Genomic DNA, 15,226 nt, shown 5'->3' with positions numbered 1-15,226 from the left:
CCACCAACCCGTCCGCCGGAATTTCACCCAACAAGGCAGTCACACCCGGTTCCATCTCCGCCGCCGCTGGCACCCCCTCCCCGATTGCCCCGAGTCCTGGATCTTCCGCTGCCCCTCGAGCTGCTGCCGGAAACAGTCCGCCACATCCCGCGGCGCCGCTCGCATCCAGCGGCCCCGCTCCCGTTCCAGGCCAGCCGCAGGGACAAAATCGCTCCCCGGAGCAGAACCGGCCGAGCCCCGCACGCCCGCGTCCGACCCAGCCGGCTGGATACCAGCCCAATCGCGACGAACCGTGGAGGCCCGTGGAACCTGATTCGATTGTGACTGGCCATATCAACGAAACTCTCGTCGAATCGATCATCTTCCGCTTCATTCTCAACGCTGGCGAATCGGAAGGACGTCGCATCGCGGACCAAGTCCAACTGCCCTTTCGGTTGATCGAGCCCATCCTGGAACGGCTGAAGATGGATCAGTCCGTCGCTTACAAAAGTGCGACCGCCACCAATGACTACGTGTATGTGCTCACTGAATCCGGCCGTGCGATCGCCCGCAATCACCTCCATGACTCCACTTACCATGGAAGCTGCCCCGTTCGATTGGCCGACTACATCGAGAGCGTCAAACTTCAAACCATTGAGGGGCAATACCCGAAACGAAACGACTTGCAGCGGGCTTTCAGTGACCTTTTGATCAACCCCAAAATGCTTCACCGACTGGGCCCCGCGGTCGCCAGCGGTCGCGGGATGTTCTTGTTTGGCTTCCCCGGCAACGGCAAAACCTCGATTGCGGAACGGGTCACGGGCGCTTTTGGCAAGTACATCTGGATCCCGCGGGCGGTGGACATCGACGGCGACATCTTGCGTGTCTTCGACCCGATGAACCACGAAGCCGCCATGCCGGAAACCTCCGGCGGCCTGCTGAACTCCGGCAGCTTTGACAAACGCTGGGTGCGGATCAAACGCCCCACCATCGTCGCCGGTGGGGAACTGACGATGGAGATGCTGGAGGTTCTGAACAACCCGACCAGCAACATCAGCGAAGCTCCCCTGCAGATGAAAAGCAACTGCGGAACGCTGGTGATTGATGACTTTGGCCGTCAAAAGATGTCCGTTGACCAGCTGCTCAACCGCTGGATCATCCCACTGGAAAAACGCTATGACTTTTTGAACATGGCATCGGGCAAGAAGATCCAGGTCCCGTTCGACCAATTGGTCATCTTCAGCACCAACCTGGAACCGAAAGACCTGGTCGACGACGCGTTCCTCCGCCGCATCCCCTATAAAATTGAAGTCGAGAACCCGCCCGAGGCCGACTTCCGCAAGCTGTTTGAAATCATGTGCAAAGTCACCAAGATTCCTTACAACGCGGAGGCGATTGATTACTTGGTCAAGACTCACTACTTGGCCGTCGACCGCCCGTTCCGCAACTGCCAACCGCGAGATTTACTGCTGCAAGTTCGCAACTTTTGCCTCTACAACAACCTCGAAGTGGAGCTCAAAAAGGAGTACTTCGACTTCGCTTGCGACAACTACTTCTCCGTGATGTAGCTTCTGCGCGAGGCCGTTGCCCAGTGCTTCAGACGGCAAAGCTTCAGACGGCAAAACGGCTCCCCTTTGCTTGCCCGATGGAACGCGGCCGCGATGAATTCATCAAGGGACGGGAGGAATGCCTGAAACGCCATCCTGGTTTGGCGGCGGCTCGTTCGCCGGTACAATGAGCCGCCCCCCTCTCGCTCATTTCTCAATGAGTCCCGCCCTCCATTCTGCTTTCCATCATGTCCATCACCTCTTCTTTGCTGCTGATGCTCAAATCTCCACTCCGCCGCAACGCCACCCGCCCCGGACGAACCACCCGCGGTGGCGATTTGTTCCTGCTGCTATCCCTCCTGCCCTTGCTTTGCCTGCAACTGGGGCCCCGCGTGGCGAACGCCGCCGAAGAGGACTCCGCTGAGGCCGCTGCGATCCGGATGGCGGTCGACGAAGAGGGCCTGGTGGTGAACTTCGAACGCGACATTGCCCCGATCTTCCGGCAGCACTGCTTGGAATGCCACGGCGCCGAAGAAGCCAAAGCCGATTTCCGGGTCGATGATCGTGACACGGTCTTTGGCTATGTCGAGGCAGAGGACTTGGAATCAAGTTCGATGTACATCGATTACCTGGTCAGCGAAGACGACGACATGCTGATGCCTCCACGCAGCCACGGCGGCCCGCTTGCCCCCGCGGAACTGGCCTTGATTCGGATCTGGATCGAAGAAGGGGCGAACTGGCCGGAGGATGCCCACCTGGTTCAACCTGACCTGGACGGCTCGGGGCAACCGGTTGAGCTCGCCGATGGCATTCGCAAAGGAATCGATCCGACCCAGGCAGGGCTGCTGGCTCGGGTCTGGTCGTTCCAAGGGTTCCTGCACCCCGCGACCGTTCACTTCCCCATCGCCTTGTTCCTGGTCGGCGGACTGTTTGTCGTGCTGGGTTGGAAATGGCCCACACTGGGCACCCAAGTCCCCTTGGTTTGCCTGCTGCTGGGTGCCGCGACCGCGATTGTGGCAACGATGATGGGATGGTCTTTCTCGGTCGAAAAAGGCTACGGCTCCTGGACCAAAATCAACTTGGACTCGGAGCTGTTTTGGCATCGCTGGTCCGCCATCATCGTGACGGTCCTCTCCAGCATCTTCGCGATCATCGCTCTGAAATCTTTGCGAAGCGACGACGAAGCGAGCCACCAACGCCTGACAAACGTTTGGAAAATCGGTTTATTGGTGGTCGCTGGCATGGTGGGTGCGGTGGGACACCAAGGCGGCGAGTTGACCTACGGGAAAGACTTCTATCCCAAGGCGATCAGCATCTTGCTGGGCCAACCTTGGCCTCCCGAAGAGGCCGCGGAGACCATCCCCGAGAGCTCACTTGAAGAAGCCTCGCCCGAAATCACGGGGGAAGCCGCCCCGACGGACTCGACCGCCCAAGTCGGTCGGCTCGATTTTCCTGACGCCCAGTTCACTTCATTTCCATTGCGAGTTTGACGTTGTCCCACGACCCCGAGCCCTCCCAGTCCGTCGGCAAACGCCCTTCCAAAAGCTCCAAAACCACGTCGCGGCGAAAGGTCGACGACTCGTTCGCTGACGCTCCTCGGTTCATCAATCGCGAACTGGGATGGCTGGAATTCAACGCTCGTGTCCTGGATCAAGCCGATGATCCAGCGGTGCAATTGCTGGAACGAGCCAAATTCCTGGCGATCACCAGCTCGAACTTGGATGAGTTCATGATGGTCCGCGTGGGCAGTTTGAAACTGCAAGCGATGAGCGGTGGCGGACGGCGTGACCCATCCGGCCGCACCGCGACGGAACAGTTGCAAGCGATCTCAGAACGCTGCCAAGCTCATGTCGACCGGCAGTACCAGTTGCTGAAAAACGAACTGCTGCCGTTGCTCAGCGAACATCACATCAACCAAATCGACCCGGCCGAATGCAGCGACCGCTCGCTTGCGGCGGCAGAACGCCATTTTCGCGGCGACGTGCTGGCAGTCCTGTCCCCCCAAGCCCTGCACGACCGACGCTTCCCCATGCTGCCCGGGCTAGGAATCCATCTGTGTGTGCAGCTGAGCCCGGGCGATGAGATCGGCCCTCAACCGACACCAGCGGCAACGGACTCCCTTGCGGATCGAGTCCAGTCAAACCAAAAACAGCACGAATCGTCCAAGCAACCAGCTTCGCTCGCCCACGATTCACCCGCCTCCAAAGACGAAGCTCCCGAGACTCAATTCGCGGTCATTCCACTCGGACGCACCCTCGGACGTGTCATTCCACTGCCCATCGAAAAGGCCCCGATCGACAAGGCAACTGCTCCCCAAAACAGCGTGGACACATCACCCACCGAATCTGGCTACGCCTACGCGCTGCTGGAAGATCTGGTGTCACATTTCGTCAACGAGTTCTTCCCCGGTCGCGAAGTCATTCAGTGCAAACCGTTCCGGATCACTCGCAACGCGGACATTGAACTCCGCGAAGACGGTGCGGGTGACTTGCTCGGCGGCATGGAAGAAGTCCTCGAAAGTCGACGCTTGTCAGACGTGGTTCGACTGGAAATCGATGCCAACGCGAATCCCGATATTCGCGACTATCTGATCAAGAGCTTCCAGGTTGACCCGCAGTTTGTCTTCGACATCGATGGCCCCCTGGACCTGACGTATCTGTTCTCGCTGCATGGCCTGAAGGGCATGAACTCCCTTCGCGACGAGGAATGGCCGCCGCAACGAAGCCCCAAGATCAATCCCGCCGAGTCCATGTTCACGTCGATCTCCGAAGGGGACATCATGCTGATGCACCCCTACGAGTCCTTTGATCCGGTGGTGCGATTGCTGGAAGAAGCCGCGGTCGACCCAGACGTCCTGGCCGTCAAGCAAATCCTGTATCGAACCAGCCGCAACAGCCCAATCGTGGCCGCGCTCATGCGAGCGGCGGAGCGAGGCAAGTACGTCACCGCGATCGTGGAACTGAAAGCTCGTTTCGATGAAGCCCGCAACATCGAATGGGCTCGCGAAATGGAACAGGCCGGGGTGCAGGTCATTTACGGCATCCGTGGCCTCAAAACGCACGCCAAAGTGTGCATCATCGTTCGCCGCGAACCCCAGGGACTGGTCCGCTACGTTCACTTCGGAACCGGCAACTACAACGAGGTCACCGCCAACCTGTACGGCGACATTTCGGTGCTGACCTGCGATGAAATCTTGGGCACCGACGCGACGATGTTCTTCAACGCCGTCACGGGGGCCAGCCAACCGCAACCACTGCAACAACTCGGCATGGCACCGCTGACGCTGCGGCGTCAAATCCTGGAGCTGATCCAAGGCGAAACGGAACGTTCCCGGCAGGGACAAAAGGGCGAGATCATCGCCAAGATGAACGCCTTGGTGGACACCGAAGTCATCGACGCGTTGTACCTGGCCAGCCAAGCGGGCGTGAAGATCCGCCTCAACGTTCGTGGCGTCTGCTGCTTGCGACCCGGCGTGCCAGGGATGAGCGAAACGATTGAAGTCGTTTCCATCGTCGACCGCTTCTTGGAACACGCCCGAACGTTTTACTTCCGCCACGGTGGCGATCACGAGATGTTCATCAGCAGTGCCGACTGGATGCCTCGCAACCTGGACCGCCGCGTTGAACTCCTGGTTCCCGTCATCGATCCCGAAGCCCGCAAACGTCTTCGCGAAACCCTGCAACTGTATTTCCGCGACAACCAAAACGCGTGGCGGATGCAGCCGGACGGAAGTTACCAGCGTTTGAGGCCTCGCAAGAACCAGGCCCCCATGCGGGTTCAGGAGACACTGTATCATCAGGTGGTCGAAAATCGAAAAGCAGCCAAACAGGACTCGCAATCGACTTTCGAAACTCATCGTCCTGATTGATCTCGTCTCTGATTGACACAGCGCATGTCTGCCCCCGAACCGATCATCACGCCCACGCCGTCGATCCAACCGGTCATCCGCAGCCGTGTGCTGCCTCGCATTTCCTTCCGCATGATGATGGCAATCACGGCAGTCGCTGCCCTCCTTGCCGCCATCACACGAGCGGCGGGCAACGGAGCCGTGTTTGCCAAAGCCGCTCTTGCTGCGCTCGGCTTTTTCGCCGCCTTCTTCGCCATCGCCGCGTTTGCCTTTCTGGTTTCTTGGCTGGTCGCGCGGCTGACCATCGGTCGCGTCGACCAATCTCGACAAGGCAGCCCGTTCGCCAAAGACGAATTGCCGCCGCAGTTGCTCAAGCCTCGGGAGAGAGAACTATGAATCGCTCGACGCTTGCTTTCGGGGTCATGGCTGCCTGCCTGCTGACCGGATTTGTTTCGCCCAACGCCTTGGCACAGCCCTCCCCGGGCGGTCAAAGTCTCTGGATCAACGACGGCAACAACGGCACGGCATTCCCGCGTGGCCGCGTCAATCGGCTGGGGTACCAAATCAACGTCCGTCTTTCCGCCCCCGACATCCCTGAAACACAGCGTGTCGAGATCGATTTCATGACCACGGGCGGCCCCACCACGGCCGATCTCAACTTCACCTTGCTGCTGAGTCCTCGCGGAGACGGGCACAGCCCACCGCAGTCGGCGCTGGAAGTGGAAATCCCATTCCAAATCCCCGAAAAGTCGACCCAGCAAACGATCGTCCGGCACGTTCCCAAAACATCTTACGGGGACGCCTACGAAGTTTCGATCTTGGAAAACGGGCAATCCATCACCCCAGTCCCCAATGAAATCGGCAAGTCCCTCCAGCGATACACCGCGATCAATGAAGGCATTCGCAACGAACTGCGCTGGCGATTGATCTGGATCAACTCCGAGCAAGACCAGGACCTCCGCGAAAAATCCCTGCAATCGCTGATCGAATCAACCTTCGACATGCAGTGGGACGCCGACGTGCTTCAACCCGAACAACTCCGGGTCAATGAAGACGGCCGAGTCAACGAACCGTTTGTTGCCGTCCAGTCACACGCTCCCGATGAACTGCCTCTCGATTGGCGTTCGTGGCTCCCCTTTGATGCGGTGGTCATTCACCGAGAGGACTACCTGAAGTTCCAGGCCGAACAACCGTCTTGGTGGAAACCCCTGATGCAGTGGGTCCGTGGTGGCGGCGTAATCCTGATCCGTGGGACGCCACCAGAGCAAAAAAACGACATTCAAAGAATCAGTTCCTCGGCCTCGACTCTGGATGCTGCCACCATCGATGCCTACGCCATCTCCGCGTTGCAATCGCTTCGCACCGGCGCAGCAGAAATGTCGAACAACTGGGGCCGAATGTACGCGGTCAACCAACAAGTCGACGAGGCGACTCAGCGAGGCATCGACGCAATTGAAAAATTTCGTCGCTCATTCGCGAATGCCTTTGCCAACCATGCCAACACCCGACTGGGAACGGAAATGGGCATGCAGGCCTTTCCACTGCAAGCGGGCCTGCTCATCCAACTGCCCGCTCATCAAGACGATGAACCCGTCAGCATCTTGGATTGGCGAACCACGAAAAACCTCCTCGGGTTCCATGCCCATCGAACCCTGCGTCGCGGTGTCGATCCGATGATCGGCACCCAACGCTTCTTTGAATGGATGATCCCCGGTGTCTCGCAACCCCCGGTCTACACCTTCATGGGATTCCTGGGATTGTTCGTGATCCTGGTCGGACCGGTGGCTTACCGAAAAACGACCAAGAGCGGACGCAGCTACCTGATGTTCTTGATCGCTCCCGTACTCGCCATTGCCACCACCGTCGCGATGATGGGATACGGAATCATCGCGGATGGGTTCGGCACGCGACTGCGAGCCCGACAAATCACTTGGGCCAACGCCGACGGCGACGCCATGTCTCGAACGCGTTCAACCTATTTCGCCGGCATTCGTCCCTCCAACGGACTGCGTTTCCCAGCCAATGCGTCCGTGACGCTGTTGCTCGACAATGAAGAAACAAGCTGGGAAGACCGAATCAACCAACGTTTCGACCCCCGCGGAACAGTGAGCGTCACCGACGACGAAATCCGCTTCTCCAGCCGACTGCTCCCCAGTCGCCAACAACGCCAGTTCGTGGTCGAACAACCCCGCGATCAATTTGGCACGGTCCGCATCACAAAATCGGAATCGGACGCCGTCAAACGAGTCAGTGTGGAACTGAAGAACGAATGCGAACTGGACCTGCAAAGCGTCTTGATCCGAGACCAGGATGGGCTGTTCTTCCTAGCGGACGATGTCAGCTCGGGCGAATCCGCTCGTGCCAAACTGGTCACCTCCCTCGACGCGTCCAAGTTGATGGGGGATTGGTACAAACGCCAATGGTTGGTGAACTCCAAAACGAACCGTCAATCCGACTCCACAAATGGCCAAGCGCGTCGCCGCTTGCTGACCGAGACATTTGACGTCATCAACAAAATCCGATCGACACTCGGCCTGACCGCCGCACCCACCGATGGTGTGTTTGAGTACGAACTGCAGCAACGAATGCAATTGGGCAAGTCACTTCCCAATCGCTCTTACATCGCCCTCGCAGAGTTGTCCGACGACGTCCCAGCGATCGAGGGGATCTCCATCGAAAACAGCATCCACTTTGTGATGGGAGACCTGCCATGAGCACGACTTCGCAAGACTCCCAATCGACCTCGCAACCCGCGAACACGTCGCCGAACAACCCCAGCATGTCCGGAGTCCACTCCGGCACCGCCGATTGCATCGAACTCCGCCGACTGCACCGCTACTTTGGCAAGACACACGCCGTCCATGACATCTCGTTCTCGGTTCGTCGGGGACACGTGTTTGGCTACATCGGCCCCAACGGTGCGGGAAAAACCACGTCGATGCGAATCCTCGCGACGTTGGATCTGCCCAGCTTTGGCGATGCGTTCGTCGATGGGTTCTCCGTCGTCAACGACCCCGAACTCGTCCGCAGCCGATTGGGATTCATGCCCGACAGCTTCGGCACCTACCGCGACGTCAATTGCGAGGAGTACCTGGACTTCTTCGCTCGTGCCTACGGCTTGACCGGTCGCGATCGCACCCGGCGGTTGCGAGAGGTGCTGGAATTCACCGGCACAGTCGGCATGAAAGACAAACCGATTCGGGGCTTGAGCAAGGGCATGAAGCAACGTCTTTGTCTCGGCCGAGCCTTGGTCCACGACCCCGCCGTTTTGATTCTCGATGAACCGGCCGCCGGATTGGACCCGCGAGCCCGAATTCAATTGCGACAAATGATTCGCCAATTGGCCAATCGCGGAAAAACAGTCTTGATCAGCAGTCACATCCTGACTGAACTGGCCGAGATGTGCGACAGCGTCGGCATCATCGAACAAGGCCAACTGCTGGCGACCGGCAGCGTCGAAGACATCCAACGTCAACGCGCCCAACATCGCGAACTCACTCTGCGAGTGCTCGAACGCGCGGGCGAAGCGGGGGACTTGATCCGCAAGCATCTCGCCGAACAATCTTCCAACCCCCCCACGTCCAATTCCACCCCAACGTCGAATTCCAACGGCGCCTCCGTCGAAACGTCATCCGCCAACAGCGGCGATCAATCCCTTCCTCCCGCATCCCAAGTCGTCGTCGATGGCGAACTCGTGCGATTCGAATTCGAAGGTGATGTTCGTGATCAAGCCAACTTGGTCGCCTGGTTGATTGGACAAGGGTTTCTCATCGCTGAGGTTGCCGCACACAAAAAGAGCCTCGAGGATGTCTTCCTCCAGGTCACCGAAGGTCTGGTTCAATGAGCGATTTCTTTACCCCACCCAAACCCGTCACCCCCCTGCCCTCGCCCGAAGTCACCGCGCGACAAAGCGAAGAGTTCGCCGCACGACTTCGAAAACGCGCCAAGCACCTCCGCCGTTGGCCCACCAAACAAGACATCACCTGCTACCGATTGTACGAGCGTGATGTCCCCGAAGTCCCCTTGGTCGTCGATCGCTACGAAGACCACTTGCACATCGGAGAATTTGAACGCCCCCACGACCGCAGCGATGACGAACACACGGTGTGGCTGGAACACATGGTGAAGGTCGCCGCAAAGACGCTGGATGTGCCGCGTTCCAAAGTGTTCTTCAAACAACGCAAACGACAACGTGGAACCGCCCAGCACGAAACCGTTGCCAGCCGTCACTACCAGATCGAAGCTCACGAGGGCGGGCTGAAATTCCAAGTCAATTTGTCGGACTACATCGACACGGGGTTGTTTCTCGATCACCGGATCACGCGGTCCATGGTCCGTGACGAGGTCACTGGCAAACGATTCCTCAACCTGTTCGCCTACACGGGTTCGTTCACGGTCTACGCCGCCGATGGAGGTGCCGCATCCACCACCACCGTCGATCTGTCGAACACGTACCTGACGTGGGCGAAAGAGAACATGCACCTGAATGGGTTCGGAGGCGACTCACACGAATTCATCGCCGAGGACGCGATGGCATTCATCAAAAACCTTCCTGCCACCGCTGTTTTCGATGTCGCTTTCGTCGACCCACCTACGTTCAGCAACAGCAAACGCACCCAAAAGGATTGGGTCGTGCAAGACGACTACAAGGATCTGCTGCAGCAAACCCTCAAGCACATCTCGCGAGACGGCGTTCTCTACTTCTCGAATAACTACCGACAATTTCAGATGGACGAATCCGCTTTCCCGGGAACCAAAGTCCACGAAATCAGCCGGCAAACCGTCCCGGAAGACTTCCGCAATCGACGCATTCACCGGTGCTGGCGAATCACTCGCACGAGCTGACAAATTGGCGCAGGAACCATTCGAAAACAACTTCGGGATTTCAAAAGATAGCGGAAGGGCGCGAGCCCTCCGGTGACACACCGGGCGGCTCGCGCCGCTTCGCAACAGCCAAACTCAATTCCGAACGGTTCCTCAGAGGCCTGAAAATCCTTCGCCCCCATCCTTGGTCACCAAGGCCTCCAACAGCCCGACCTCGATGGAATTGGTGATGAACTGCACGGCCCCATCGCCTAGCACGACGTGCCCACCACCCTGGTGAGAATCGTCCTCAGATCGAGCTAACAAGGTTTGCAGGTCGATGTCCTCAGGGCTCATCCAGTGGACCTCGTTTTCATGCTCGGTCTCGACCAACAAAATGGTGTTGGACAAACCATCGGTCGCCTGCTTGAACTCTGTCGGGATCGCGCCCTCGAACATGCCCGAAGGATCCACCACCGCAACGTAAGTGGTCATCAACGGATCGCCCACCTTGGAAGGGCAGGCATAAGCGGACACCACGGTGGATGCCACCACTGCGTTCTCCGGCGCATCCCATGGTTTTGAAAGATCAATCTGTTGATACAGGGCTTGCTGCTCCATGAAGGGCAGAATCGCCACTCGCCAACTGTGCAGTTTGTTGCCATCCTCGTCGACTGTGTACGCGGGTGGCAATTGCTTGTACGCGGCGTGATAGTTGTGCAGCGCCAGCCCAATCTGTTTCATGTTGTTGCTGCAACTCATTCGTCGAGCCGCCTCACGTGCCGCCTCAACCGCTGGAAGCATGAGGCCTACCAAGATGCCTCCACAGACAAGCACCCCCACCAACGCGAACCCCAAGAGGGGAGCGATCCAACATCCCGAGTTGAAACCGCTCTGCCCAACCACCTGAGCCTCCACCGGCATCGTCTCGGCGTAGGGATTCTCAGGAACGAGGGGATCAGGCGAACCGGACATGACGAGCTCGAAGTTCGAGGATTGGAAGTGCTGTCGAAATTCTACCCTGCTCGCGGATGAACGTGCTGAACGCGAGAGCATCCGCTCGAACTCCCTCTTCACCGGCAAAACCCGGTATCATTCAGGGCGACACCTATCCTTCTTCTCTTGTTGAAATCGCATGAGCACCGCATCGCTTTCGGAACCCAATGCGTCCGTCTCAAAAAACGTGGCCTCGTGGTTGCTGCGTTTGGACGAGTGGGCCGAGCGGACAGGCGACAAACTCAATCCGATCCTGATCAAAGAAACTCGCCAAGCCCTCAAGAGCCGGCAGTTTGTCGTCACCTTCTCCGTCCTGCTGATCGCCGCCTTCGCATGGACCGTGATCGGCAGTCTGATGCTGATGCCCCAGATCTACACGTCGCCCTCAGCACCTCGGTTGTTGATCGGCTACTACTTCGTGCTCGCCGTGCCGATGCTGCTGATCGTTCCGCTGGCGGCCTACCGGTCCCTCGAAGCCGAAATCGACGACGGGACACTGGAACTGCTTTCGATCACCTCGCTGAGTGCCTGGCAAATCGTGATGGGCAAACTGGCCAGCGCCTCGCTGCAGATGATGCTGTACCTGATCACGCTGTTTCCCTGCGTGGCTTACGCCTACACGCTGCGTGGCATCGACTTGCCCACCGTGGGACTGATCATGGCGATGCTGATCGCCAGCGGGTTGCTGCTGACTGTGGTTGCCCTGTCGTTTGCACCGCTCGCTCGCGGTCGGACCGGACGGATCTCAACGTTGCTCGTGGTGTTGATGGTCTTGATGCTGTGTGAGTACTTGGTCGGGGCCGCTGCGGTGGCACTGATTTGGTATGGCAATCCCTTGGATGCAGGTTGGACCGCGTTCATTTTCGTCGCCAGCCTGCTGACCGCGGCCTGCATCAGCCACTTGCTGCTCACGACCACCGCCGCGCAACTCACGCCCGAAAGTGAAAACCGGTCCAGCGGCATCCGCTGGTCGATCTTGGTGCTCACTGCCACGCTCGTTGGCTTGGCGACCTTTGCAATGGAGTGGAACCCGGGCGAAAACCAGGAAGGAATGATCCTGTGGCTCCCGGTCGCATTGACACTGGCAGGTGTCTGGACCGGCGCAGGATCGATGATGGCGGCTGAATCCAACAGCCTGACCCCGCGAATTCAACGTGAACTGCCTGGCAACTTCCTCAGTCGGTTGACACTCACCTTCCTGACCCCCGGCCCGGCGACGGGACTCGTGTTTGCCAGCCTTGGATCGGTCCTGGTCTCATCGGTGCTGTTGCTCGCTGCCTATCGAACCGAATCAGTCGTGGGAATGCGAGCCCCGGCCGGTGCAATGAACATGCTGTTTCACTTGGTCATCGCCTACACGTCGTACTTGGTCGTGTTCCTGTTTTGCGTCCGCTGGATCGTGGCGTTGGTCCGGATCAACAACAACCCGCGAGTCGAAATTGGATTGGCCGCGTTCATTGTGGTCGCCGTGCTGACCGCGCTGGTGCCCTACGCCATCGGGCTGCATCTGAACGATTACCGCCAATACGATTACTCCGCCTGGCAAATCACCAACTGGGTCTGGACCATCGGCATGATTGTCGAACGAAGCGTGTCCGACCTGCTGATCGGATCCTTGGCGACCTGCGGCATGATCGCCATCTTGCTCTCCATCGCCACCGTCGGACGACGATCGCTGGCAATCAAGACCGCCACCCCCGAAGCTGTCCTGGCCGCTCGCGAAAAGAAGTGACGCGGCGGTTTGCTCGCCCAGAACCTGAGATCATCGTTCGAGAAGACAGATCAGATGCAGTATTCCGTCGTGTCCGGACCAGAAACAGCGACTGGCTCTTGATGCAAGATCGACTGCGCGACCAAATACGCTTGTTGGCGCAGCTCAGGCACCGCAATGCTCTCCCACAACGTGCCCTTCAAAATCGGGCCAATCGCATGCATGAACGGAGTGGGGACGTCGCCTTTCCCAATCACGGTGAAGTCATCCGTCACCGCGATTCCCATGTCCATGTCGTCCGGTCGCGCCAAACCTCGCTCAAACAAATTGCGATACAGCGGCAAGGCCGAATCAGAGAACCGAGACTTCGGCCCCGTGCAATTGATCACCAAGTCACCCTCGATCTGCTGGGCCGTTCCCTCGCGATCGACCATCTGAATCTCGATCCCATGCTCACCCGACGCCAGCGATTCAATCGTCGCCGGTGTGATCGTCAACTGACCGCAATCCAGTGCATCAGTGATCGCGTCATGAATGGGTCCCGCGATGCGGTGCCGAATCACGTTCCAATCCGCCGAATAGTTCTTCAAGAACAACTTGCGTTCTTCCAGTGTCAATGCTTTCCACAACTGCTGCGTTCGCCCCCGTAATTTGTCGACCGCGATCGCCGGGTTCTGACTGACACCTCGCAGACGCTCACAATCCTGGCGAATCAATTTCACCAATTCCTTGAGCGAACGTGTTTGCCCGTCATCGGGAATCGCGTGCGGCCACTCGATGCCGCGAAAATGTCGCTGCGGCAGCATGCCGTTTCGCGAAATCGCGGTGACCTTCCCGTTCCACCCTTTGTTGCGAAGCGTCACGATCACGTCGACCGCGGTCAGGCCGGTTCCCAGGATCACAATGTGCTGGTCTTCGCTCGGCAGATTCTCGTGCCAGTCCTTCCAAGGGTTGCCGCAGTAACGTCGATCATTGGCGAGTCTCTTCGCACCGGGCAACCCGGCCGGTGGTTGGTTGCCGGTCGCCAGCAGAATGGATTCCGCCTCGATCGGCTCGCCATTTTCCAACATCACGACGCCGCCTTGGTTCGAACCGGGATCGACGCCACGCGGAATCACATCGACGGCCGAATCCTCCACCACCTCGCAATTCACCTTCGATCGCGGGTCCGCTGTCCCCAAATAGTGAGTTGCCATTCCGCGGACATAATCACCGAAGACCCGACGGGGGATGAACATCTCTCGCAGGGTGTGATCGTCGATCGCATCGAACTCGCACCGCGAACGCAACCAATCGAAGAAGTGCGTCGGCTGATCCGGAAACGCTGACATGTTCCGCGACGCGACGTTCAGCAAATGCTCCCCGCGCGTGGTTCCATAAGCGGTCCCGCGACCAAACGGACGCCCCGAGTTCACAATCACGACTCGCTGAGGCGTTGTGGCAAAGCGAGCAAGATTGACGGCGGCCAGCGTTCCGCTGAACCCGCCACCGATAATGGCCGTGGTTGGCATAACGACAAACTCTTGGAGAAGGTTAGGACGCGATGCATCCAAGGGAGACGCATTGCACAGCAATAAAATTGCGAGGGCGGGAAGAACCATCTCGACAGCATCGGCGAAAAACAGGATGCATCAGAGCTTGATCCGCGAATACTTTACCGATAAAGTGTTTTTGGGTCAACGGTTTCGCTCACTGTCACCGACGGCGAGCGCCTGATCGCTCATTTGAGCGACGAGCCGCCGACTGATTCCGGTCCTTCTCCCGCCTTTGCCAACTCCCCTGCTTGGTTCCAACGATGAACGACCTGTCAAAAGAACTTCACCGCTGCCAACCTTTCGCGAGCGTGGATCAAGAAGCCGTTGTGAGTTTGGTGCGCACGGGCGACCAACTCGACAATCATTTGACACGTTTCTTTCGCCAGCACGACCTGACCTTCTCGCAGTACAACCTGCTCCGCATCTTGGACATGGAAGACCGCCCGTTGACGTGCAGTGAAATCGGCGAGCGACTGGTCCAAGTCGTCCCAGCCATCACAGCAATCGTTGACCGACTGCTCAAACGTGAACTCGTCACGCGCGAGCGATCCGAGACCGATCGCCGCACGGTCCACGTTGCGATCACAAAAGAGGGCCGCCAACTGGTCACCCCGATTGTCGAACACCTTCGCGAACTCGAACATGAAGTCATGAGCGAACTGAAACGTCGCGAACAAAAGGAGCTGATTCGCCTGCTACAGTTGGTGCGAACCAGCATGAACAAAGCGGTCGAACGTCGCGCCAGCGAATCACTTTCCAGCTCCGGTCTTTGATCTCGTCTCAGTCACTCTCTGCTTTCTACGAACCG

General features: G+C 58.5%; 11 protein-coding genes (1 of these 11 cut by a window edge). 9 read left to right on the top strand and 2 right to left on the bottom strand.

Annotated elements, in window-relative coordinates:
* From RISK_RS24070 to RISK_RS24040, 7 genes are all read left to right on the top strand, one after another.
* Positions 1-1,547, top strand: the 3' portion of a protein-coding gene (locus tag RISK_RS24070; protein WP_236696647.1) for an ATPase with chaperone activity. It extends 181 nt beyond the left edge of the window; the window shows 1,547 of its 1,728 coding nt (coding positions 182-1,728); the start codon falls outside the window, past its left edge; its stop codon occupies positions 1,545-1,547.
* A 227-nt stretch (positions 1,548-1,774) separates the two neighbouring features.
* Entirely contained in the window at positions 1,775-3,016 is a 1,242-nt protein-coding gene (locus tag RISK_RS24065; RefSeq protein ID WP_390173963.1) for a c-type cytochrome domain-containing protein, read from the top strand.
* The gene (ppk1, locus tag RISK_RS24060) at positions 3,013-5,394 is read left to right on the top strand and encodes a polyphosphate kinase 1 (RefSeq protein WP_047816869.1); all 2,382 of its coding nucleotides are present in this window, start codon (positions 3,013-3,015) and stop codon (positions 5,392-5,394) included. Before RISK_RS24065 ends, ppk1 begins: the two co-directional genes overlap by 4 nt.
* Before the next feature lie 24 nt (positions 5,395-5,418).
* The gene (locus RISK_RS24055) at positions 5,419-5,769 is read left to right on the top strand and encodes a hypothetical protein (protein ID WP_236696645.1); all 351 of its coding nucleotides are present in this window, start codon (positions 5,419-5,421) and stop codon (positions 5,767-5,769) included.
* Entirely contained in the window at positions 5,766-8,087 is a 2,322-nt protein-coding gene (locus RISK_RS24050) for a hypothetical protein (protein WP_047816867.1), read from the top strand. The genes RISK_RS24055 and RISK_RS24050 overlap by 4 nt, the downstream gene beginning before the upstream one ends.
* Positions 8,084-9,217 carry an ABC transporter ATP-binding protein gene (locus RISK_RS24045; protein ID WP_047816866.1) on the top strand — a complete coding sequence of 378 codons (1,134 nt, stop codon included), beginning with the start codon at positions 8,084-8,086 and terminating at the stop codon, positions 9,215-9,217. Before RISK_RS24050 ends, RISK_RS24045 begins: the two co-directional genes overlap by 4 nt.
* Positions 9,214-10,218: a class I SAM-dependent methyltransferase gene (locus tag RISK_RS24040; RefSeq protein ID WP_047816865.1), complete on the top strand. Its 1,005-nt coding sequence runs from the start codon at positions 9,214-9,216 to the stop codon at positions 10,216-10,218. The genes RISK_RS24045 and RISK_RS24040 overlap by 4 nt, the downstream gene beginning before the upstream one ends.
* 132 nt (positions 10,219-10,350) lie before the next feature.
* On the opposite strand, the gene RISK_RS24035 is transcribed toward RISK_RS24040, so the two are convergent.
* Positions 10,351-11,151, bottom strand: a complete 801-nt coding sequence (locus RISK_RS24035) for a DUF1559 domain-containing protein (RefSeq protein WP_047816864.1) — start codon at positions 11,149-11,151, stop codon at positions 10,351-10,353.
* Positions 11,152-11,311: 160 nt separating this feature from the next.
* Between RISK_RS24035 and RISK_RS24030 the strand changes: the two genes are divergently transcribed.
* Positions 11,312-12,904 carry an ABC transporter permease gene (locus RISK_RS24030; protein ID WP_047816863.1) on the top strand — a complete coding sequence of 531 codons (1,593 nt, stop codon included), beginning with the start codon at positions 11,312-11,314 and terminating at the stop codon, positions 12,902-12,904.
* A 50-nt stretch (positions 12,905-12,954) separates the two neighbouring features.
* Here RISK_RS24030 and RISK_RS24025 read toward each other — a convergent pair whose 3' ends face one another.
* Entirely contained in the window at positions 12,955-14,484 is a 1,530-nt protein-coding gene (locus tag RISK_RS24025) for an FAD/NAD(P)-binding protein (protein WP_236696644.1), read from the bottom strand.
* A gap of 194 nt (positions 14,485-14,678) precedes the next feature.
* Here RISK_RS24025 and RISK_RS24020 point away from each other — a divergent pair, with 194 nt between their 5' ends.
* Positions 14,679-15,191: a MarR family winged helix-turn-helix transcriptional regulator gene (locus tag RISK_RS24020; protein ID WP_047816894.1), complete on the top strand. Its 513-nt coding sequence runs from the start codon at positions 14,679-14,681 to the stop codon at positions 15,189-15,191.
* Positions 15,192-15,226 lie beyond the last annotated feature (35 nt).

It is taken from the genome of Rhodopirellula islandica (assembly GCF_001027925.1).
Classification (GTDB): domain Bacteria; phylum Planctomycetota; class Planctomycetia; order Pirellulales; family Pirellulaceae; genus Rhodopirellula; species Rhodopirellula islandica.
This window is presented reverse-complemented; position numbering and strand designations above follow the sequence as displayed.

Coding starts and splice junctions, on each gene's coding strand:
- RISK_RS24065 (WP_390173963.1), top strand. CDS start 1,775: ATGTCCATCACCTCTTCTTTGCTGCTGATGCTCAAATCTCCACTCCGC.
- RISK_RS24055 (WP_236696645.1), top strand. CDS start 5,419: ATGTCTGCCCCCGAACCGATCATCACGCCCACGCCGTCGATCCAACCG.
- RISK_RS24050 (WP_047816867.1), top strand. CDS start 5,766: ATGAATCGCTCGACGCTTGCTTTCGGGGTCATGGCTGCCTGCCTGCTG.
- RISK_RS24045 (WP_047816866.1), top strand. CDS start 8,084: ATGAGCACGACTTCGCAAGACTCCCAATCGACCTCGCAACCCGCGAAC.
- RISK_RS24040 (WP_047816865.1), top strand. CDS start 9,214: ATGAGCGATTTCTTTACCCCACCCAAACCCGTCACCCCCCTGCCCTCG.
- RISK_RS24035 (WP_047816864.1), bottom strand. CDS start 11,151: ATGTCCGGTTCGCCTGATCCCCTCGTTCCTGAGAATCCCTACGCCGAG.
- RISK_RS24030 (WP_047816863.1), top strand. CDS start 11,312: ATGAGCACCGCATCGCTTTCGGAACCCAATGCGTCCGTCTCAAAAAAC.
- RISK_RS24025 (WP_236696644.1), bottom strand. CDS start 14,484: ATGGTTCTTCCCGCCCTCGCAATTTTATTGCTGTGCAATGCGTCTCCC.
- RISK_RS24020 (WP_047816894.1), top strand. CDS start 14,679: ATGAACGACCTGTCAAAAGAACTTCACCGCTGCCAACCTTTCGCGAGC.